Raw genomic sequence first — 19,246 nt, forward strand, 5'->3', positions numbered from 1 at the left:
GCCCGAACCCGGGTTTCCGGTTCGGAAGATATTTTTTCGTCCACGGAAAAGAAACGTACATGAGTGCCGAGTCTACGGAGCGTCGAATCCTGTCGGTTCTGGAGGACGATGCGCAAGCATCGTACGCAGAGATAGCGAACAGAGCGGACGTCTCGAAGCCGACCGTCCGCAAGTACATCAAGAAACTCGAAGAGGAGGGCGTCATCGTCGGGTACTCCGCCGACGTCGACCCGAAGAAACTCGCCGGGCAGTCCATCGCGATGGTCGGCATCGACGTCGCCAGCGAGCGCTACGTCGAGGCCACGCGCAAGCTCAAGGACATCGACGCCGTCGAGTCGCTGTACACGTCCAGCGGCGACCACATGCTGATGGCCGAGGTCCGCGCGACCGACGGCGACTCGCTGGCGGCGGTCATCGAGGACGACATCCTCTCGCTCGACGGCGTCACTGCCGCCCACCCGTCGTTCCTGCAGGAACGACTGAAGTGACGGGTTTTTAGACGCTCCGGAGCGGACCGGAAGGTATGCCGTCTCGGTTGGTCCTCGGAGCGGGTTCGACCGCACTGGCGCTCATCGACGCCGCAAGCGACGGTCACGACCCGCTCCACGTCGTCACCGACGACGAGCACCGAGCCGAGACGATACGGACCGACAACGTCGCCGTGACCGTCGGCGACCCCGCCGACAGGGCGACGCTCGCCGCACTCGACCTCGACCCGGACAGCGTCGTCGTCGCGACCGAGGCCCCATCGGTCACCGTCGCCGCCGCTGAGACCGCGGGGACGCTGTTCGCCGACGCGTTCCTGTTGGGCTACCTCGGCACCGACGCGACGGCCGACCAGCGCGAGCGGCTCGACGCCGTCGCCGACCGCGTCGTCGACGGCGCGACGGTCGTCGTCGACAGGCTGTACCAGACCGTCGGGAGCGACGGGACGCGGACCCGGCACCTCCAGCAGGTGCTCCGAGACATCGACGGGCACCTCGCGATCGTCGCCCACGACAACCCGGACCCGGACGCCATCGCCAGCGCCGTCGCACTCGGGAAACTCGCGGAGCGGGCCGGCTGTACCGTCTCAATCTGCTACTACGGCGACATCTCCCACCAGGAGAACCGCGCGTTCGTGAACCTGCTCGACTACGACCTCGTGAACCTCGCCGACGACGACCCGGACGCGCTGGAGGAGTACGACGGCTTCGCGCTCGTCGACCACTCGCGGCCCGGTGTCAACGACCAGTTGCCGGAGGACCTCCCGATCGACATCGTCATCGACCACCACCCGCCGCGGCTCCCGGTCGAGGCCCGCTACGTCGACCTGCGAAGCGCCGCCGGCGCGACCAGTACCCTGCTCGTCGACTACTTCCGGCGCTTCGACGTCGACATCCCCGAACCCATCGCGACGGGGTTGCTCTTCGGCATCCGGGTCGACACGAAGGACTTCCGCCGGGAGGTCTCCGCCGAGGACTTCGAGGCCGCCGCCCACCTCGTCCGACGCGCGGACATGAGCGCGCTCCAGCGCATCGAGGACCCCAGCGTCAGCGCCGAGACGCTGTCGGTCATCGGGCGAGCCATCGACAACCGAGAGCAGGAGGGGTCGGTGCTGCTGAGCTGCGTCGGCGAGCTCGGCGACCGGGACGCGCTGGCCCAGGCCGCCGACAGACTGCTCGATCTGGAGGACGTCCACGCGACGATGGTGTACGGCGTCATCGACGGCACCATCTTCGCCTCCGCGAGGGCCCGCGGTGCGGACATCGACCTCGGCGAGGCCCTCCGGGACGCCTTCGGACAGATCGGGTCCGCCGGCGGCCACGCCGACATGGCCGGGGCCCAGATAACGCTCGGGGTGCTCGACTCCATCGACGACCGGGACGAGTCCCTGCACGAGATCGTCCGCTCGGTTGTCAACGACCGGTTCCTCGAGGCGGTCCAGTCCCGCTCGCACCGCTTGCTCGGCAGCGTCTACGGCTCCTCGGAGTACGGCCCCGAGACGTACGCCGAGATGCGACCCGACCCGCTCGGGAACCCGGCGGGCGAGGGCGAGGAGTAGCCGAGACTTTTTCATCGTCCCCGGCCAACTCGAAGTGATGGACGAAGCGAGTCGGCCGACGGTCGGGGAGTACATGACGCGCGAGGTGGCGACCGTCGAACTCGACGACACGGTCGGTGAGGTGGCGAAGCGCATCGCCGAGAGCGACGAATTCAGCGGCTTCCCGGTGACCGACGGCCGGCGCGTCGAGGGGTTCGTCAGCGCCCGCGACCTCTTGCTGGCGGGCGACCACGAACCGATGTTCCGGGTGATGACCGGCGACATCCTCGTCGCCCACCCGGACATGGCGGTGCAGGACGCCGCCCGGGTCATCCTCCGGTCGGGCATCCAGAAGCTCCCGGTCGTCGACGACGCGGGCCACCTCGTCGGCATCATCTCGAACGCCGACGTCATCCGCTCGCAGATCGAGCGGGCGACGCCGGACAAGGTGGAGAAACTCGGCCGCACGCTGGAGAACATCCACGGCATCACCACCCACGAGGAGCGCCGCGAGGTCGAGCTGGCCCGCCTGACCCCGACCCAGAAGACGGTGTACGCCGACGAACTGGAGGGCCGCGTGTACGAGCTCGAACGGGGACTGGCCGAGCCGCTGGTCGTCATCGACAACGGCGGCGACCTGCTGCTCGCCGACGGCCACCACCGGGTGAAGGCGGCCGACAGACTCGGCGTGGACCGGATGGACGCCTACATCATCGTCCTCGAGGGCTCCGTCGAACTCGGGATGGCCGAGACGGCCGCCGACTCCGATCTGGAACGCATCGACGACATCGAGGTGGTCGACTACGCGCGCCACCCGCTGGTCGAGACGACCCAGCGGTTGCAGGACGAGTGACCGTCTACTGACACCACGCGGTCGTTCGCCCGGCGGTCGCCGGCCGACCCGCCGGCCCGGTCGCCGTGGGCGGCGGGACGACCGCCCGAACACTCTTGCGGACTGGTGACATATGTCGCGGTATGTACGACGAGGATGACCTCCAGCGGATACGGGACGCCAAGGGCGAGTGGGAGCGTGAGACACTCGACCCGGTACTCGACGCCTACGGCGAACGCAGCGAGCGGTTCGCGACCGTCTCGAACCTGGAGGTCGACCGCCTGTACACCCCGCTGGACGTGGCCGACACCGACTACGAGGCCGACCTCGGGTTCCCCGGCGAGGAACCGTACACCCGCGGCGTGTATCCGACGATGTACCGCGGCCGGCAGTGGACGATGCGGCAGTTCGCCGGGTTCGGCACGGCCGAGGAGACCAACGAGCGGTTCCACTACCTCATCGAGGAGGGACAGACCGGCCTCTCGACGGCGTTCGACATGCCGACGCTGATGGGTCTCGACTCCGACGCCGCGATGGCCGACGGCGAGGTCGGCAAGGAGGGCGTCGCCGTCGACACGCTGGCGGACATGGAACGCCTCTTCGACGGCATCGACGTCGGGGAGGTGTCCACGTCGTTCACCATCAACCCCAGCGCCCCGGTCGTCTACGCGATGTACCTCGCCATCGCCGACCAGCAGGGCGTCCCGCGCGAGGAGGTGCGGGGGACCCTCCAGAACGACATGCTCAAGGAGTTCATCGCACAGAAGGAGTGGGTCGTCCCGCCGGAGCCCTCGCTGAAGTTGGTCACGGACGTCATCGAGTTCGCCAGCGAGACGACGCCGAAGTTCAAGCCCGTCTCCGTCTCCGGCTACCACATCCGGGAGGCCGGTGCCACGGCCGTCGAGGAGCTCGCCTTCACGCTGGCCGACGGGTTCGCCTACGTCGAGGACTGTCTGGACCGGGGACTGGACGTCGACGAGTTCGCCCCGCAACTCTCCTTCTTCTTCAACGCCCACAACTCCATCTTCGAGGAAGTGGCGAAGTTCCGGGCCGCGCGACGCATCTACGCCCGCGTGATGGACGAGTGGTACGACGCCGAGGCCGACGCCAGCAAGCAGCTGAAGTTCCACACCCAGACCGCCGGCCAGTCCCTGACGGCCCAGCAACCGCTCAACAACGTCGTCCGCGTGACGATCCAGGCCCTCGCCGGCGTGATGGGCGGCACCCAGAGCCTCCACACCAACAGCTTCGACGAGGCGCTCGCGTTGCCCTCGGAGGACGCCGTCCGGGTCGCCCTGCGCACCCAGCAGATCATCGCCGAGGAGTCCGGGGCGGCCGACATCGTCGACCCACTGGGCGGGAGCTTCGCCGTCGAGGCGCTGACCGACGAGATAGAGTCGAAGGCCATGGCCCACATCGACCACGTCCGCGACGAGCTGGGCGACGGGTCCGTCCGCGACGGCGTCCTCGCCGGCATCGAACAGGGGTACTTCCAGCGGGAGATACAGGACTCGGCCTACGAGTACCAGCGACGCGTCGAGGACGACGACGAGGTGGTCGTCGGCGTCAACGCCTACACCGTCTCGGAGGACACCGAGCCGGACGTACTGACGGTCGACGAGGACGTCCAGCGCCGCCAGCGGGACCGCCTCGAGGCGGTCAAGGCCGACCGTGACGACGCGGCCGTCGAGGCCGCCCTCGACGACGTGCGGGCGCGCGTCGAGGCCGACGAGAACGTGATGCCGGCCATCGTCGACGCGGTGAAGGCCTACGCGACGATGGGGGAGATCATGGCCGTCTTCGAGTCAGCGTACGGCACCTACCGGGAGACTGCCGGGGTCGTCTGACGCCGCTCACTGCGGGTCGCGCTTGCCCGCTTCGTCGTCGGTCCGCCGCGAGACGACGACGACCAGCGCCAGCAACACGCCGAGGCCGAGGCCGACGGTGACCAGACCGTAGATGGCGACGCCGAGCGGCGTCGGCGGGAGGGCGATGAAGCCGAACAGCTCCGGTTCGAGGTCGGCCGGACGGATGTTGCCGAGCACGAACCCCATCACGCCGGCGAGGGCGACGATGACGACGTACAGCTGGACGACCACCCGCTCTCCGGACCGCCCGGCCGATTGCTCGCTCATGCTCCCGGCTAGGTGACAGAGACGATTAGCCTTTTTCACTTCCAGCCCGTAGCGTGGTTATGAGCCAGAAGGAACTGCTGTTCGTCGTCCTCGCCGGGATTGCCGTGATGATGTTCGTGACGGCCATCGTGCTCGTCTCGGGCGCCTGAGGCGCGGCGGTACGAACAGCACTACGACGTCGTTACTCGTCGGAGAAACGGACCGCGTTCAGTCGTCGCTTCGAGCGCCGGTCAGTGCGGACTGCTCCTCGTCCTCGCCGCCGTCGGTGACGGCCGTCTCCAGTTTGCGGTCGAACCACTGGAACTCGCGGTCGAGCATCCCGTCGCGCTCGAGGTTCCACGGGTCGCCGTCCTCGACCTTCGGGCCTTCGAGCCACGACTGGACGACGTTCCAGACGAAGATGAGCTGGCCGACGAACAGGAGCACTGCACCGGCGGTAGCGAGCAGGTGGTACGTCTGGACCTGTGCCAGCGGCGCGATGGCGCCGTCGAACTGGTAGGTGGCGTACCGGCGCGGCATGCCGAGGTAGCCCAGCGCCAGCATCGCGAAGAACGTGACGTTGGTCCCGATCATCGAGAGCCAGAAGTGGGCCTTCCCGAGGGTGCGCTGGTACATCCGCCCGGTGAACACCGGGAACCAGTAGTAGATGCCAGCGAAGGCGGCGAAGCCGATGGCGCCCATCACGATGTAGTGGAAGTGCCCGACCACGTAGTAGGTGTCGTGCAGCACGAGGTCCACCGGAATCGCGGCGAGGAAGACGCCGGTGACGCCGCCGATGATGAAGTTCGAGACGAAGCCGATGCAGAACAGCATCGGCGTGGTCAGTCGGAGGCGGCCGTTCCACATCGTCGTGATCCAGTTGAACGTCTTGACGGCGCTCGGGATGGCGATGGCCAGCGAGACGGCCATGAAGGAGGCCCGCAGGCGCGGGTCCATGCCCGTCGAGAACATGTGGTGGGCCCAGACGCCGAACGAGAGCACACCGATAGCCAGCGTGGAGTAGACGACGAACTTGAAGCCGAACAATTTCCGGCCGGCGAACTTCGGCAGGATGAGGCTCACCAGTCCCATCGGCGGCAGGACGAGGATGTACACCTCGGGGTGGCCGAAGAACCAGAACAGGTGTTGCCAGAGCAGGGGACCGCCACCCTCGACGGCGAAGAACGTCGTCGCGAGGTTCCGGTCCAGCAGGAGCATGACGATGGCGCTCCCCAGCAGGGGGAAGGCAAAGAGGATGAGCGCCGACTGGGTGAGGATGGTCCACGAGAAGATGTCGAGGTTCGCCCACGTGACCTCCTCGTCACGCTCGGTGAAGACGGTCGCGATGAAGTTGATGGCGCCCATCGTGGCCGCGACACCGGAGAGGTGCAGGCCCAGCAGCATCAGGTCGACGCCGGGGTTGGCCTGTTCGACCGACAGCGGGGTGTACATGGTCCACGCTGTCTGAGCGGGTTCGATCATGTTCTCGGTGACCGGCGCGAGGAAGAAGCCGGCCCAGATGAGCAGAGCGGCCGGTGGGAGGAGCCAGAAGGCGATGGCGTTGATGCGGGGGAACGCCATGTCGTCGGCGCCGATGAGTAGCGGGATGAAGTAGTTCGCGAACGCGGCGATGATGGGCGTCCCGAACAGGAACAGCATGGTGATGCCGTGACTCGTCAGGATGGAGTTGTAGGCGTTCGCGCCCAGCAACGCCCCGCCCGGAGTGACGAGTTGCAGACGGATGAGCAGCGCCATGATGCCACCGACGGCGAAGGCGATGACGGCGTAGACGCCGTACAGCAGCCCGATGTCCTTGTGGTCGACTGTGGTTAGCCAGCGAACGATACCTGCGGGTTTCTCACGGTGGACGACGGTCTCGCCCGTGGCGGTGCCGCCGCCCGCCAGCGGCGTGTACGACCGCCAGTTCTCGATGCGCGTGAGAAGCGCTGCGATACCGACGAGGAGGACGGCCATCAACCCCGTCAGCACTAGATCTCCTGCTGCCATGGTCGCACGTCAGGACTGGCAGATAATGAAAGGGTCGGTTCCGCGGTGGGTGGGTTTGAATCCGATTACTCGTCGTCGCCGTCCGCCGAGCCCTCGTCCAGTTCCGACGGCGCCTCCTCGCCGTCCTCCAGCCCGGTGACCTCGCCCTCCGGTTCGTTCACGGCGCTGGCCTCCTCGAGCGACTCCTGTTTCTGCTCTGCGTCCTCGATGGCCCGGCCGGCGTAGTACGTCAGCACCGCCAGCAGGAGGAACATCGATATCATCAGCGCGAACTGCAGGCCGCTGAACACGGGGTCGGTGCCGAACGCCGGCACGACCGCGAACGCGGCGATGAAGAAGAGGATGATACCGAGTGGGATGACGTTGACGGTGAGGTCGAGTAGGGTATCCTTTTCGAACCCGAACAGTGCCATGTATGGTTCGGCGTTGGCGCAGGCCAGTAAATAGACTGTTGGTTTCGCTCAGACCTTGGTCTGTTCGGCGACGGACCCCGCGCCCCCCATCGCGACCATCACGGCGCCGGCGACGACGATGGCGACGAGACGGGTGAACAGCGGTCCCTCGCCAACGTTCGCGAGCGTGAACGCCGAGGTCGGCAGCTGGAGGACGGCGACGAGCGCCGCGAGCGAGGCGAGCAACACGCCGACGCCGACGAGCGTCGGCCACGGGCGGGTGGCGTAGCCCGACTCCGTGAGGATGCCGGCCACGCTGCCGCCGAAGAGGATGAGACCGAACACCGCGACCGGGAACAGTCCGATGAAGACGCCGACCTCCGAGAGTGCGAGGCCGAGAGCGACGAACACCGGCCACGGACTCGACATCCGATACTGGTCACTCAGACCCGGTTGCTCTTCCATACTCTCCGTTCGGACTCGGTCGGCATATGCCCATCGGACTCGCCGTGACGCGGCCCCTGAGCGGGTGGGACACGGCGTCGAACCCGTCTGTGTCTGGGAGTACCGACGGAAGCGGTCACCGGGGAGACACGTGTCTGACGGGGCACAAACTATTTGTCTGCCATGCGGCTTCATGAAGGTAATGAGTACGCAGACGGTAGAGCTGGTTTCAGAGTGGGACTCGGTGCCTTTCGACGGCGGGTACGAGGGGCTCCGGGCACTCGCAGACCAGGAGTTCTCCGGCGCCGTCGTCACCGGTCCGACCCGGCTGTTCATGTTGAACGGGACGGTGGTCGGCATCCTGGACGGCGACATCGAGGCCTTCGAGTCCGGTAGTGGTACCGCCCGCGAAGCACCGCACGAGGCCCTCCCCCTGCTGGCAGTCATGCAGGCGCGCGCGGACGAGGTCCGGGCCAAGTACTACACCCAGGAGACCCCGATATCCGACGTCGACCGCACGCTCTCTGACGGGAACTTCACCGGCTTCGTCGAACTCTCCGAGAACGTCCTCTCCGGCGACTACTATCTGGTCTACCATCAGGGTCGCTCGATGAGCGTCGCCTGGGTCGGGAGCGCCGAGCGACTCGTCACCGACGACGAGGCGTTCGAACAGGCAGATGACGAAGTCGGCATCTACGAGGTGAAGCCCGCCGAGATATCGCCCATCGAGATTCCGGCGCCGTCGACGGGGACGGAGACGGCCGACCAGGCGGGTGCTACCGACGCGACCGGTGCCGTGCCCGCGAGCGACGTGGCCGACGACACCACGGCGCCCGACGACACTACGGAGCCCGACGAGGACCCGGTCGACGCCGACCAGTCCGCGGAGAGGGACGTCGCGGACGCCGACCGCGGCGCGGCCGAACCCGACACGGACGAGTCGGCCGTCGACCTGGGACCAGGACCGGCCGCCGGTGGTCCCCCGGGGTCGAAGGCCGCCGGCGCGAACCAGGGTGCCGCGGCGAACCGCTCGGAGACGGTCGAGTCGTCGGACGAGGAGACCGAACCGGAGCAGTCCCAGCAGTCCCAGCAGGGCCAGTCACGGACTCGGGACGACGTATCGGAGACTGCCGACACGTCCGAGCGGTCGGCCGAGACCGACCAGCGACAGTCCACGCCGACCTCGACGGAGTCGGCGGCTTCGTCGGCGTCCCCTCGACAGCGCACCAGCGACCCCGAGCCGGCACCCCAGCCAGACTCGGACCCCCGAGACCGCCGCTCGCCCGTAGAGCCGGGGGCACACTCGGAGACGGCTCCGTCGAACGGTGCGAGCCGAGACAGTGGCGGTGGCGGCGCCGTAGCGACGACGTCGGACCTCGAGACCCGTTCCATCCCGTCGCTGGACCCCGAGCTGTCCGCGAACTCGCCGGACACGTCGACCACGAGCGAGGACGCGGCCACCGTGTCGAGCCGCGACCGTCCTCAGCAGAGCCAGCCTGCCGACACGCAGGCCCAACCGGCGACCACGGAACCCACTACACAGACGACCGAGGAGGCGGCCGCCCAGTCGCCGGCGCCCGGGGCGGTGGCCGACCTCGAGGCGGAACTCGACGGCAAGGAGGCCGAGATCGCGCGACTGGAGTCGGAGATAGACGACCTGGAGACGACGAACGAGGACCTCCGGGCCGAGCGTGACCGCCTCCAGTCCGAACTGGAGGAGGCGAGAGCGGAGATAGAGCGACTCGAAGACGGACTCGCGGAGGCCCGGAGCGACGAGGCCCCCTCGGCCGGGACTCGCCTCTCCGTGCCGGAGGCCATCGACGGGACGAACCTCTTCGTGCGCTATCACTCGAAGGGGGAGGCGACGCTCGCCGAGGCCCACGACGGGAACGCGGACCCGACGCAGGTCGAGGAGAACCTCCGACTGGAGTACCACACGCAGTTCGACGCCTCCGACGCCACGGTCGACGGCACCGACTTCGAGACGTTCCTCCAGGACAGCCTCCACTACCGGTTCGTCGAGTGGCTGATCCGGAACCTGCTGTACGAGATCCGCGACACCGGTCACGCGAGCGCGATGCAGGTCCTGTACGACGCCCTGCCCGAGATAGACCGGGCCGAACTGAACGGGAAGGTGACGGTCACCTACGTCGAGGACGGACAGGAACACCGCTCACAGGAGCAGTTCGACGTCGTCGTCCGCGACCGGATGGGGAACCCGCTGCTCGTCGCGAACATCAACGACAGCCGGCAGCCGGCGACCGAGGGCCAGATGACCGACATCGTCCGGAACGCCGAGCGCGTCGGCAACGCCTCGGACTCGCTGGCGGCGGCGTTCCTCGTCACGAGTAGCTTCTTTGAGCCCGAGGCGCTCGAGACGGCCGAAGAGGCGACCTCCAGCGGACTGTTCAGTCGCGACAAGCGCAAGAGCTTCGTGAACCTCTCGCGGAAGGACGGATACCACCTCTGTCTCCTCGAGGCGAGAAATCAGGAGTTCCACCTCGCGGTACCGGAACTCTGAGAGCAGAGCGGAAACGCGTTAGCCTTCTATCTCGGCCGCGTCCTCGATCTTCATCCCTTCGAGCTTCTCGATTATCTCGTCTATCTTCTCGTCCAGGTCGTCGACGAATTCGCCCGTCTGTTCGGTCGTGATGGCACCCTGGCTGGAGGGCTCGATGAGGTTCTCCTCTTCGAGGACGCGCAGCGAGTAGCGCACCTTGTGGTGGGGGTAGCCCGTCTCGTTGGACATCTTCACGATACCGATAGGCTCGTTCTCAATAACCATGCGGAGCACTTGCAGATGGCGCTCCAGCATGTCGACTTCCTTCTCAAGCCTGTCTATCATGGCAATTGTTAACTTGTGTTTGCGGGATTTAAAAGTTGCCCTCGCACACCCGTCTTTGCCGGTTTTTGCGTTCGAAGAGGTGGGTATTAAATGCGTCGTAACGTCTCCCATGCCAACCTGTCTCGCCCGGCGACCGGACCGAGAGGGACCGTAATCTGTTTATCACGGTGGCCGGAACGTCCGTGCGATGACCGTAACCATCGTCGGCTCGCAACTCGGCGACGAGGGGAAGGGCGGCATCGTCGACCTGTACGGCGACGACGTGGACGTCGTCGCGCGCTACCAGGGCGGCGACAACGCCGGCCACACCGTCGTCCACGAGGGCGAGGAGTACAAGCTCTCCCTGGTCCCGAGTGGAGCCATCCGCGGCAAGGTCGGCGTCCTCGGCAACGGGTGCGTCGTCAATCCGCGAACGCTGTTCGACGAGATAGATACCTTGCAGAACCGCGGCCTCGACCCGGACGTCCGCGTGGCCGAGCGTGCACACGTCATCCTGCCGTTCCACCGCGTGCTGGACGGCATCGAGGAAGAGGTCAAGAGCGAGACGGACGACGAGGTGGGGACGACCGGCCGCGGTATCGGCCCGACCTACGAGGACAAGGCCGGCCGCCGTGGCGTGCGGGTGGGCGACCTGCTCGACGGCGATGTCCTGCGCGAGCGCCTGGAGTACGTCGTCCCGCAGAAACGGGCCGTCGTCGAGGACGTCTACGGCCTCGACGTCGAGGACCTCGAGGACCCCGACGCGCTGGACGTCGACGCCCTCTACGAGGAGTTCCGCGAGTTCGGCCGCCGCTTCGAGGCCGAGGGGATGACGGTCAACGCCGGTGCCTTCCTCACCGAGGCCATGGAGAACGGCCAGAACGTCATGTTCGAGGGGGCACAGGGGACCATCATCGACATCGACCACGGCAACTACCCCTACGTCACGTCCTCGAACCCGACGGCCGGCGGCGCCGCCGTCGGGACCGGCGTCAGTCCCGGCGTCGTCGGCGGCGGCGAGGTCGTCGGCATCGTCAAGGGCTACCTCACCCGCGTGGGGAGCGGCCCGCTGCCGACCGAACTCGGCGGCGTCGTCGGCGACACGCCCGGCTACGACGAACAGGGCGAGGGCGAGAACGAGGACCTCGCACACTACATCCGCGAGGAAGGCGGCGAGTACGGCACCGTCACCGGGCGCCCCCGACGCGTCGGATGGCTGGACATGCCGATGCTCCGGCACGCGACCCGGGTCTCCGGGTTCACGGGTCTGGCCATCAACCACCTCGACGTGCTGGCGGGCCTCGACGAGGTGAAGGTCGGCCACACCTACACCCTCGACGGCGAGGAACTGACGTCGATGCCCCCACGCACCGAGCAGTGGGCGGAGTGCGAGGCGAACCTCCGGCGCTTCGAGGGCTGGGACGAGTTCGACCCCGCCACCGTCGCGAGCGAGGGCTACGAGGCCCTCCCCGAGAACGCTCGGACCTACGTGGAGTACATCGAGGCCGAACTCGACACGCCGGCCTACGCCATCGGCGTCGGCCCGGGCCGCGGCGAGACCATCGTCCGCGAGTCGCCGTTCTAACGGTCCAGTATCTCCGTCTCGAGGTCCGCGACCGCCGTGAGCACCCGCTCTCTGTCTGGCTGGTCGACGTCGTGCGCCCGGAGCGCCGCGTCGAGGTGGCCGGCCACGGCCGCGAAGTCGTCCTCGGTCAGGTCAAGGTGGGCGTGGGCGGCCCGCATACTCTGGCCGTCGTAGCTGTCCGCGCCCCCGGTGACGGCCGCGAGGAACTGCCGCTGGTGCTCCCTGAGCGCCTCGACGTCCGTGTCTTCGAAGTACTGGACGAGCGATTCGTCGGCGAGCACGCGGTCGTAGAACGTCTCGACGACCGCTTCGATGGCCGCCTCGCCGCCGAGGCGGTCGTACAGCGTCTCGCTCATGCGATTGGAAGCGGACTCCGTGACCAAATACTTCGCGGCTCGCGCCAGACAGTACGCTTTTAGGGCTACCGGACCGACGCAGGAGTATGAAAGAGGACCTGATGGACATCATCTGCTGTCCGCTGGACAAACACAACCTCGACCTCGAGGTCGAGGACCGTGACGACGAGGAGATCCTGTCCGGCCAGCTGGTCTGTACGGAGTGTGGCGAGGTGTTCCCCATCGAGGACGGCATCCCGAACCTGCTCCCGCCGGACATGCGCGACGAAGCGCCGGCCTGAGTCGCCTGAACCTTTTTTGCGTGTCCGCGCCGAGACTCCGACGTGCCTGACTCGCTCCCCGTCCACGTCAACCGCGAGGAACTCCACGGGCTAGAGGTGCCGGCGACGTTCGAGACGAGCGAGAGTTTCGACGTCCGGCTCGTGAACCACGGGGAATCGACGCACGTCCACCTCCACCTCGACGACGCGCTGTCGAGCCTCGCGAGCGTCGAGGCGCCGAACCACCACGTCGAGCGGGACAGCGAGCGCCGGGTCCGGGTGACCCTGACCCGCGATGGGGCGGTCCGGGGCAAGCTGAAGGTCGTCACGGCCTACGGCGCGACGACGCGCTACGTCGACGTCGTCGTCACCGAACCGGACCGGAGCGACGACCCGGTCGAAGTCGACGAGGACCTCGCGAAGCCCCAGCCGAGACCCGACCCCGGGTCCGACTCCGTCCTCGCCGACGTCCCCGACGCGCCGGTGCTCGCGGTCGGTGGCGTCGCCCTCCTCGCGGCCGTCGGCGCCGCGTTCTTCGTCCAGAACGTGGTCGTGTCGCTGGCGTCGCTCGTGGTCGTCGTCGGCGTGCTCGCGACGGTGTACGCGGTGCTCTCGACCTAGTCGTCGCCGTCGGACGCGACGCCACAGAGGTTGCCGTCGTCGTCGAACAGCTTCGCCCTGAGGAACCGCACCCGGTACCGGTTCGCCCCGTCGGAGGTGTCGGCCTCGCGGATGTCGGCGGCCCGGCCGTCGGCGACGGCGTCGACGATGGCCTCGACCTGCTCCTTCTCGCTGGGGGTCAACTCGAACTCGTAGGTCCGGGGGTCCTCGGCCTCGAGCTTGGTCCACTTGCGCGCGGCCGAGACGACGAGCGAACACGGCTCTCGGCAGGGGAACTCGCCGTCGCCGCCGTCCACGTCGAGGTCGGTGTCGGCGTCGTACCCCCACTCGCGGCGTTTCAGACACTGCGAGTCGTCACAGCAGGCCTCGGCGACCCAGTTGACGTGTTCGTACCCCTCGCCGCGGTCCCACGTCTTGACGACGCCGTAGATGCCGGTCTGGCGTTCGACGGTCTCGTGCCAGTGGGTCACGTCCAGCTCGCCCGCCCGTTCGCGGTACCAGTTCTGCACCGTCGCGGGGTAGAACGTGTGGACGGCCTCGACGAGCGCGGCGGGGCCCAGCGACGGGAACGCCCACCCGCTCCGGAGCGACGGTGCGGTCTTGAGCGGCCGATAGCGTCCGCGCTCGTCGTGCTTCGCGATGTCACGGGCAGCGGTGGGGTCCTCGTACGTGTCCAGGTCGTCGACCGGCGTCCCCACGTCGGCCGCGTGCCGGAGGTCGTACACCCGCCCGCCGTCCTCGGTCAGCGAGACGGTGACGGCGAGTTCGCCCCACTCGGTCGTGCGGCCGTCGGAGAGCGCGTCGTACCGCTCGGGGACCGGGGTCGACTCGGCGCCCTCCAGCCACCGGAGGAAGGCCCACCGCGGTTCGGCCTGCGGGGCGGTGGCGTGCCAGAAGTACCAGTTGGTGACGTACGGCGCGTAGTCCGCGGCCACGTCGCCGAACTCGTCGGTTGCGACGACTGTCGCCGAGCCGTCGGCCGTCTCGACGGCGTAGCTGTCGCCCTCGACCTGCGCCTCGATGCCGTCGAACGAGATACCGTCCGACGCGGCGTCGGCGAACGCCTCGACGTGGGTCTGGTCCATACCGATGCGGTAGGGTTCGGACCGCAAAAAGCCGCCCGTTCCGCCGCGCGAACTACCGCTAGTCGCCCGTCGCCGGGTTCCCCCCGCCGGTCTCCTGTCGGACCTGCTCGATGGCCCCGCTCACGTCGGCGCCCGCGTCGGCCGCCCGCTCCAGCACCACGTCGGCCATCAGCGGCTCGGTGCCGACGGCGCCGGCGTACCAGATGTCGTGCCCGTCGACGGTCTCGGGGGTGTCCCACCCGGTCCGGTAGTCGTCAGTCAGCCCCATGTCCTCCGGGATGTCCTCCTGCGTGTGGTAGCCGTCGGCGATAAAGAGGGGGACGACGACGACGTCCTCGCTCTCGAAGTAGTCGGTGACGTCGTCGACCTCGGGGTCCTCGTCCATGAACAGCGCCTGCACCTCGTCGAAGCGGTCCATCGCGCCGATGCGTTCGGCGTGGTACTCGATGGCCTTCGCGGAGTTCTCGTTGCGCTCGGTGCCGTGGCCGACGACGGCGAGGCCGAACCCCTCGCCCACCTCGGGGTCGCCCGTCACCGACTTCGCCCGCTGGACGATGACGTCGCTCATCGAGTCGTGGGTGCCGACCGGCCCGCAGTAGTGGACGGTCTGGCCGGTGTCGTCGGCGGACAGCGTCGCGTGCGTGGCGCTCGTGCCGTCGGAGTCCCACAGTTCGGGGTCCCACCCGTCGAGGCGGAACTCCCGCGGGATGACCTGTTCGGTGAAGTACCCCTCCGAGATGAACAGCGGCACCAGATACACCTCCTCGGCGTCGACGGTGCGCAGCCCCTCTCGGAACGACGGTTCCTCCTTCCAGAAGGCCTCGCGGACCTCGTCGAACGCGCCGGTCGCGCGGATGGTGTCCGCGTGTGAGAACGTCGGCGTGCTCGACTCGGCGTTGAGATGCGAGCCGTGGGCCGCGATGACGAGCGCTTGGTCCATACCTCGCCGTTGGGCCGAACCGCTCTTAGGGGCTTCGCTGGCGGTCCACACCGCACCGGCGCACGCTGTCCGGTCACCGCCGACCGGTTCGCGCACCCGTCGCTACCGTCGTCGCCGTCGCGAGAACGTGCCGGTGGTGGTGTCGAGCGTCGACGCCACCGGGTCACAGCGCCGTCAGCAGCATGAACGCCAGCACGACCGCGGCCCCGACCAGCGTGGCGTGTCCCGCCGCACCGACCGCGAGGACGATTCCGGCGACGATGCGCTCTACCGGTGCGAGCGGCTGCCCGAACGCCGCCCGCTCTCGTTGTGCGATAGCCATCTGTCTTCCCTCGTTTGGAGAGACGCACCGGCCCCTATCAATACCGCACGACGGTTCTCAGTCAGTGGGAGCGCCGATGGAACGGTTTTTGCGCCTCCCCGATGACCACCCGGTATGTCACTCGCCGCCGCCACTCGCGACGCCGTTCGAGCGCGCCCGTTCCTCTACGACGCGCTCCGGGCCGGCGTCGTCAACTACACCGCCGCCGCCCGCACGTTGGACGTCGACGGGGACACCGACGCCGTCGCCACGGCGCTGCGCCGCTTCGCCGAGGAACTGCCCGAGGACCCGGCCCACGAGAGCGAGGCGCGCGTCTCGATGCGGAGCGGACTGGGGCGGTCGGACGTGGCCGGAAGCGACCCCCTCCTCGCGATCGGCGACGCGGCGTTCGTCGAGGGCACCGGCTCGCTCACTGGCATCGTCGCCACCGGGGCGCTCTCCCCGGCGGCACTCGGCGACGTGCTGGGCCGCCTACGGGCCGCAGACGTGCCCGTGGAGGCGGCCGGCGTCGCCGACGACTCGCTCGTGGTGGTCGTCGAGCGACGCGACGGGCCCGACGCCCTCCGGGTCGTCGAGGCCGCGGTGGGCCGCTGAGCGGGACGCTCACAGCCCGGTTCCGACGCCTTGAAGCGGCCCGGCGCAGTGTCGTTCGACAATGACGCTCCGCGTGACGAACACGCTGACCGGCGAGACAGAGCCGTTCGAGCCACGCGACCCCGACTCCGTTCTGCTGTACTACTGTGGCCTCACGACCTCCGACCCGCCGCATCTGGGCCACGCTCGCGGCTGGGTCCACGTCGACGTGATGTGCCGCTGGCTGGAGTGGCTGGGGTACGACGTCCGCCACGTCGAGAACTTCACCGACGTCAACGAGAAGATCGTCGCCCGCGTGGGCGAGGACGGCGACAGCGAGGCCGACGTCGCTCACCACTACGTCCGGCAGGTCATCGAGGACATGCGCTCGCTCAACCTCGACCGGGCCGAGGTGTACCCGCGGGTCTCCGAACACGTCCCGGAGATCATCTCGCTGGTCGAGCGACTCGTCGAGAGCGGCCACGCCTACGAGGCCAACGGGTCGGTGTACTTCGACGTGACGAGCTTCGAGGAGTACGGCAAACTCTCGAACCAGACCGTCGAGGACATCGAGGCGCAGGGCGAGGACGCCGAGCGCGAGAAGCGCCACCCCGCCGACTTCGCCCTCTGGAAGGCCGGCGGCGTCGACCCGGACGACATCGAAGAACACCGCCACCCCGAGGCCGCGCCCGCCGAGGAGGCCTGCGAGACGGCCCAGACGTGGGACTCGCCGTGGGGCGAGGGTCGACCGGGCTGGCACATCGAGTGCTCGGCGATGTCGATGACCCACCTCGACGAGACCATCGACGTCCACGTCGGCGGGCAGGACCTCGTCTTCCCCCACCACGAGAACGAGGTGGCCCAGAGCGAGGCCGCGACCGGCCAGCGGTTCGCGGACTACTGGCTCCACGTCCGCCTGCTGGAGACGAAAGGCGAGAAGATGTCCTCCTCGCTGGGGAACTTCTTCACCGTCGCCGACGCCGTCGAGGAGTTCGGGGCCGACGTCCTCCGGACCTTCCTGCTCTCGACGGCGTACTCCTCGCGGGCCACCTACAGCGAGGCGACCATCGGCGAGGCCGAGGAGCGCTGGGACCGGCTGCAGCGCGGCTACGAACGGGCCGTCGAGGCCTGCGACAGCGTCGACGCCTACGCGAAGGTGGCTGACGAGACGCTCCGGGACGCCGTCGACGAGGTCCGCGCGGAGTTCGAGGCGGCGATGAACGACGACTTCAACACCCGCGAGGCGACGACGGCGCTACTCGACCTCACTGGCGCCGTCAACACTCACGTCGACGGCCACGAGGCGGCCTACGACTACCGCGGTCTGCGGCGGGCCGTCGAGACGTTCGAGGAGTTGGGCGGCGGCGTCCTCGGCCTCTCCTTCGGCGCGGAGAGCGAGGAGGGCGACGTCACACTCGCCGGTGACCTCGTGGAACTCGTCCTCGACGTGCGCGAACAGGAGCGTGCGGACGGCAACTACGAACGGGCCGACGAGCTGCGCGACGAACTCGAGGCGCTCGGCGTCGAGGTGCAGGACACCGACGACGGGCCGACGTACCGACTCTGAACCGACGCCGAGACGTAGCGTACCCGACACTACTCGGCGGAAGTCGTCGTGGACACGTGCTATCCACTGACAGTACGTACTTATATCCTCTCGGGATGATTATATATTCGTCATGATTACTCTACCGTATAGCCCTCGGATACTCACGCTCGTGGTGGTCTTCGCACTGGTCTTCGGGTCGACTGCCGGCCCGGTGGCTGCCCAGAGCGACCAGCCGGCGTGGGCCGACGAGATGTACGCCGAACTGGAGGGGATGGTCGGCGTCTACAACGAGAACGTCGACGCCAGCGACCTCGGCGTCGCCGGTGACCAGTTGAAGAACGAACGCGTGAACCTCGTGGTGACGGACCCGAACGGGACGGCGGCCACGGCCTCGTTCCGGATGGACGGCGACCTGCGGATACAGGAACTGAGCCAGGGCACCCGTGACGACGCGACGATGAAGATGACCACCGACCGCGCGACGCTGACCGGCATCGTCGAGTCGAAGGACCCCGCGAAGGCGTTCCAGAACGCCATCACCGGTGGGGACATCACCATCGACGGTCTCGGGACCGTGAACGCCGTGAAGTGGGTCGTCATCAACACCATCGTCGGGCTGTTCGGCTGACGCCGGCGAACAGCTTTTTTACGCCGCACCGTCTCGTAGTCAACACTGATGCGAAAGCCGTTGCTCTCCGCGCTCGTCGCCCTCCTCGTCGTCTCCGCCGGTTGTACGGGTCTCATCACCGGCGAGACGGTCGCCTTCGAATCCGAACCGGCCACCGTCGAGGACTCGGCGCGCCAGTCGGCGGGGTACGAACTGACGAACTCGACCGAACAGAACATCACCCGCCAGGTCACCTTCGCCGGCCAGGACCGCACGATTCGGGTCGTGAACCACGTCCAGCAGTACCAGCGCGGCGTCGACCTCGGACCGCTCGGGTCCATCCCGCTGGCCCAGTTCGTCGTCGTCTCGACGCCCGGCGCGAAGGTCGCCGGCCAGACGCTGAACCCGGCCGCACAGTGGTCGAACCGCCGTGTCGTCGAGCAACTCGCGAGTCGGACCGGAAGCGTGAGCGACGTCCAGTCGGAGGGCAACCGGACCGCCGAGATCCTGGGCGAACCCCGTGACGTCGGGATGTTCTCCGGCACCGTGACCGTAGAGGGCCAGGAGGTCGACGTGACGATGCACGTCGCCAGCTTCGAACACGAGGGCGACGTGCTCGTCGTCCTCGCCGTCCACCCCGACCAGATAAACGAGCGCGCCAGGGTCGACACGATGTTCGGCGGCATCACCCACAGCGGGGACTGAGCCTCGG

Annotated in this window: 21 protein-coding genes; 12 read left to right on the forward strand and 9 right to left on the reverse strand. The window is 68.0% G+C overall.

Features of this window, described 5'->3' with window-relative positions; translation table 11 throughout:
- Positions 1-59 precede the first annotated feature (59 nt).
- The 4 genes from lrpA1 (at position 60) to ACV7GQ_RS04690 (ending at position 4,702) form a co-directional block, all read left to right on the forward strand.
- Positions 60-488: an HTH-type transcriptional regulator LrpA1 gene (lrpA1, locus tag ACV7GQ_RS04675; RefSeq protein WP_470312384.1), complete on the forward strand. Its 429-nt coding sequence runs from the start codon at positions 60-62 to the stop codon at positions 486-488.
- A 35-nt stretch (positions 489-523) separates the two neighbouring features.
- Positions 524-2,044 carry a DHH family phosphoesterase gene (locus ACV7GQ_RS04680; RefSeq protein WP_470312385.1) on the forward strand — a complete coding sequence of 507 codons (1,521 nt, stop codon included), beginning with the start codon at positions 524-526 and terminating at the stop codon, positions 2,042-2,044.
- 37 nt (positions 2,045-2,081) lie between these two features.
- The gene (locus ACV7GQ_RS04685; RefSeq protein ID WP_470312386.1) at positions 2,082-2,876 is read left to right on the forward strand and encodes a CBS pair associated ParBc domain-containing protein; all 795 of its coding nucleotides are present in this window, start codon (positions 2,082-2,084) and stop codon (positions 2,874-2,876) included.
- A gap of 122 nt (positions 2,877-2,998) precedes the next feature.
- The gene (locus tag ACV7GQ_RS04690) at positions 2,999-4,702 is read left to right on the forward strand and encodes a methylmalonyl-CoA mutase family protein (RefSeq protein WP_470312387.1); all 1,704 of its coding nucleotides are present in this window, start codon (positions 2,999-3,001) and stop codon (positions 4,700-4,702) included.
- Positions 4,703-4,708: 6 nt separating this feature from the next.
- Here ACV7GQ_RS04690 and ACV7GQ_RS04695 read toward each other — a convergent pair whose 3' ends face one another.
- The 4 genes from ACV7GQ_RS04695 to ACV7GQ_RS04710 form a co-directional block, all read right to left on the reverse strand.
- A complete protein-coding gene (locus ACV7GQ_RS04695; RefSeq protein WP_470312388.1) occupies positions 4,709-4,990 on the reverse strand; it encodes a DUF7520 family protein in 282 nt (93 codons plus the stop codon).
- 207 nt (positions 4,991-5,197) lie between these two features.
- Positions 5,198-6,976: a cytochrome c oxidase subunit I gene (gene ctaD, locus ACV7GQ_RS04700; protein WP_470312389.1), complete on the reverse strand. Its 1,779-nt coding sequence runs from the start codon at positions 6,974-6,976 to the stop codon at positions 5,198-5,200.
- Between the two features lie 65 nt (positions 6,977-7,041).
- On the reverse strand, positions 7,042-7,389 hold the full coding sequence (locus ACV7GQ_RS04705) for a DUF6684 family protein (protein ID WP_470312390.1): 348 nt from the start codon (positions 7,387-7,389) through the stop codon (positions 7,042-7,044).
- Between the two features lie 48 nt (positions 7,390-7,437).
- Positions 7,438-7,833 (reverse strand): DUF7541 family protein, encoded by a 396-nt coding sequence (locus ACV7GQ_RS04710; RefSeq protein ID WP_470312391.1) that lies wholly within the window; start codon positions 7,831-7,833, stop codon positions 7,438-7,440.
- A gap of 181 nt (positions 7,834-8,014) precedes the next feature.
- Between ACV7GQ_RS04710 and ACV7GQ_RS04715 the strand changes: the two genes are divergently transcribed.
- Positions 8,015-10,333: a DUF7527 domain-containing protein gene (locus tag ACV7GQ_RS04715; protein WP_470312392.1), complete on the forward strand. Its 2,319-nt coding sequence runs from the start codon at positions 8,015-8,017 to the stop codon at positions 10,331-10,333.
- A gap of 18 nt (positions 10,334-10,351) precedes the next feature.
- On the opposite strand, the gene ACV7GQ_RS04720 is transcribed toward ACV7GQ_RS04715, so the two are convergent.
- Positions 10,352-10,657: a hypothetical protein gene (locus ACV7GQ_RS04720; protein ID WP_135304560.1), complete on the reverse strand. Its 306-nt coding sequence runs from the start codon at positions 10,655-10,657 to the stop codon at positions 10,352-10,354.
- A 187-nt stretch (positions 10,658-10,844) separates the two neighbouring features.
- Between ACV7GQ_RS04720 and ACV7GQ_RS04725 the strand changes: the two genes are divergently transcribed.
- Positions 10,845-12,221, forward strand: coding sequence for an adenylosuccinate synthase (locus ACV7GQ_RS04725; RefSeq protein ID WP_470312393.1), 1,377 nt, complete (start codon positions 10,845-10,847; stop codon positions 12,219-12,221).
- Here ACV7GQ_RS04725 and ACV7GQ_RS04730 read toward each other — a convergent pair.
- Complete coding sequence (locus tag ACV7GQ_RS04730) at positions 12,218-12,577, reverse strand: group I truncated hemoglobin (RefSeq protein WP_470312394.1); 360 nt, start codon at positions 12,575-12,577, stop codon at positions 12,218-12,220. The two genes, ACV7GQ_RS04725 and ACV7GQ_RS04730, sit on opposite strands and share 4 nt — an antisense overlap.
- Before the next feature lie 86 nt (positions 12,578-12,663).
- Between ACV7GQ_RS04730 and ACV7GQ_RS04735 the strand changes: the two genes are divergently transcribed.
- Both ACV7GQ_RS04735 and ACV7GQ_RS04740 read left to right on the forward strand, forming a co-directional pair.
- A complete protein-coding gene (locus ACV7GQ_RS04735) occupies positions 12,664-12,858 on the forward strand; it encodes a methytransferase partner Trm112 (RefSeq protein ID WP_470312395.1) in 195 nt (64 codons plus the stop codon).
- Positions 12,859-12,900: 42 nt separating this feature from the next.
- Positions 12,901-13,458, forward strand: coding sequence for a DUF7524 family protein (locus ACV7GQ_RS04740; protein WP_470312396.1), 558 nt, complete (start codon positions 12,901-12,903; stop codon positions 13,456-13,458).
- Here ACV7GQ_RS04740 and ACV7GQ_RS04745 read toward each other — a convergent pair.
- The 3 genes from ACV7GQ_RS04745 to ACV7GQ_RS04755 all read right to left on the reverse strand — a co-directional run bounded on the left by ACV7GQ_RS04745 (position 13,455) and on the right by ACV7GQ_RS04755 (position 15,805).
- On the reverse strand, positions 13,455-14,543 hold the full coding sequence (locus ACV7GQ_RS04745; RefSeq protein ID WP_470312397.1) for a DR2241 family protein: 1,089 nt from the start codon (positions 14,541-14,543) through the stop codon (positions 13,455-13,457). The two genes, ACV7GQ_RS04740 and ACV7GQ_RS04745, sit on opposite strands and share 4 nt — an antisense overlap.
- A gap of 58 nt (positions 14,544-14,601) precedes the next feature.
- Positions 14,602-15,483 (reverse strand): CbiX/SirB N-terminal domain-containing protein, encoded by an 882-nt coding sequence (locus tag ACV7GQ_RS04750; protein WP_470312398.1) that lies wholly within the window; start codon positions 15,481-15,483, stop codon positions 14,602-14,604.
- 163 nt (positions 15,484-15,646) lie between these two features.
- Complete coding sequence (locus ACV7GQ_RS04755; RefSeq protein ID WP_470312399.1) at positions 15,647-15,805, reverse strand: hypothetical protein; 159 nt, start codon at positions 15,803-15,805, stop codon at positions 15,647-15,649.
- Between the two features lie 114 nt (positions 15,806-15,919).
- Between ACV7GQ_RS04755 and ACV7GQ_RS04760 the strand changes: the two genes are divergently transcribed.
- The 4 genes from ACV7GQ_RS04760 (at position 15,920) to ACV7GQ_RS04775 (ending at position 19,239) form a co-directional block, all read left to right on the forward strand.
- Positions 15,920-16,399, forward strand: a complete 480-nt coding sequence (locus ACV7GQ_RS04760) for a DUF7523 family protein (RefSeq protein WP_470312400.1) — start codon at positions 15,920-15,922, stop codon at positions 16,397-16,399.
- A gap of 61 nt (positions 16,400-16,460) precedes the next feature.
- Entirely contained in the window at positions 16,461-17,945 is a 1,485-nt protein-coding gene (gene cysS / locus ACV7GQ_RS04765; RefSeq protein WP_470312401.1) for a cysteine--tRNA ligase, read from the forward strand.
- Between the two features lie 112 nt (positions 17,946-18,057).
- Positions 18,058-18,555 (forward strand): hypothetical protein, encoded by a 498-nt coding sequence (locus tag ACV7GQ_RS04770; RefSeq protein ID WP_470312402.1) that lies wholly within the window; start codon positions 18,058-18,060, stop codon positions 18,553-18,555.
- Positions 18,556-18,603: 48 nt separating this feature from the next.
- The gene (locus ACV7GQ_RS04775) at positions 18,604-19,239 is read left to right on the forward strand and encodes a DUF6517 family protein (protein ID WP_470312403.1); all 636 of its coding nucleotides are present in this window, start codon (positions 18,604-18,606) and stop codon (positions 19,237-19,239) included.
- Positions 19,240-19,246 lie beyond the last annotated feature (7 nt).

It is taken from the genome of Haloarcula sp. MBLA0163, from assembly GCF_055632435.1.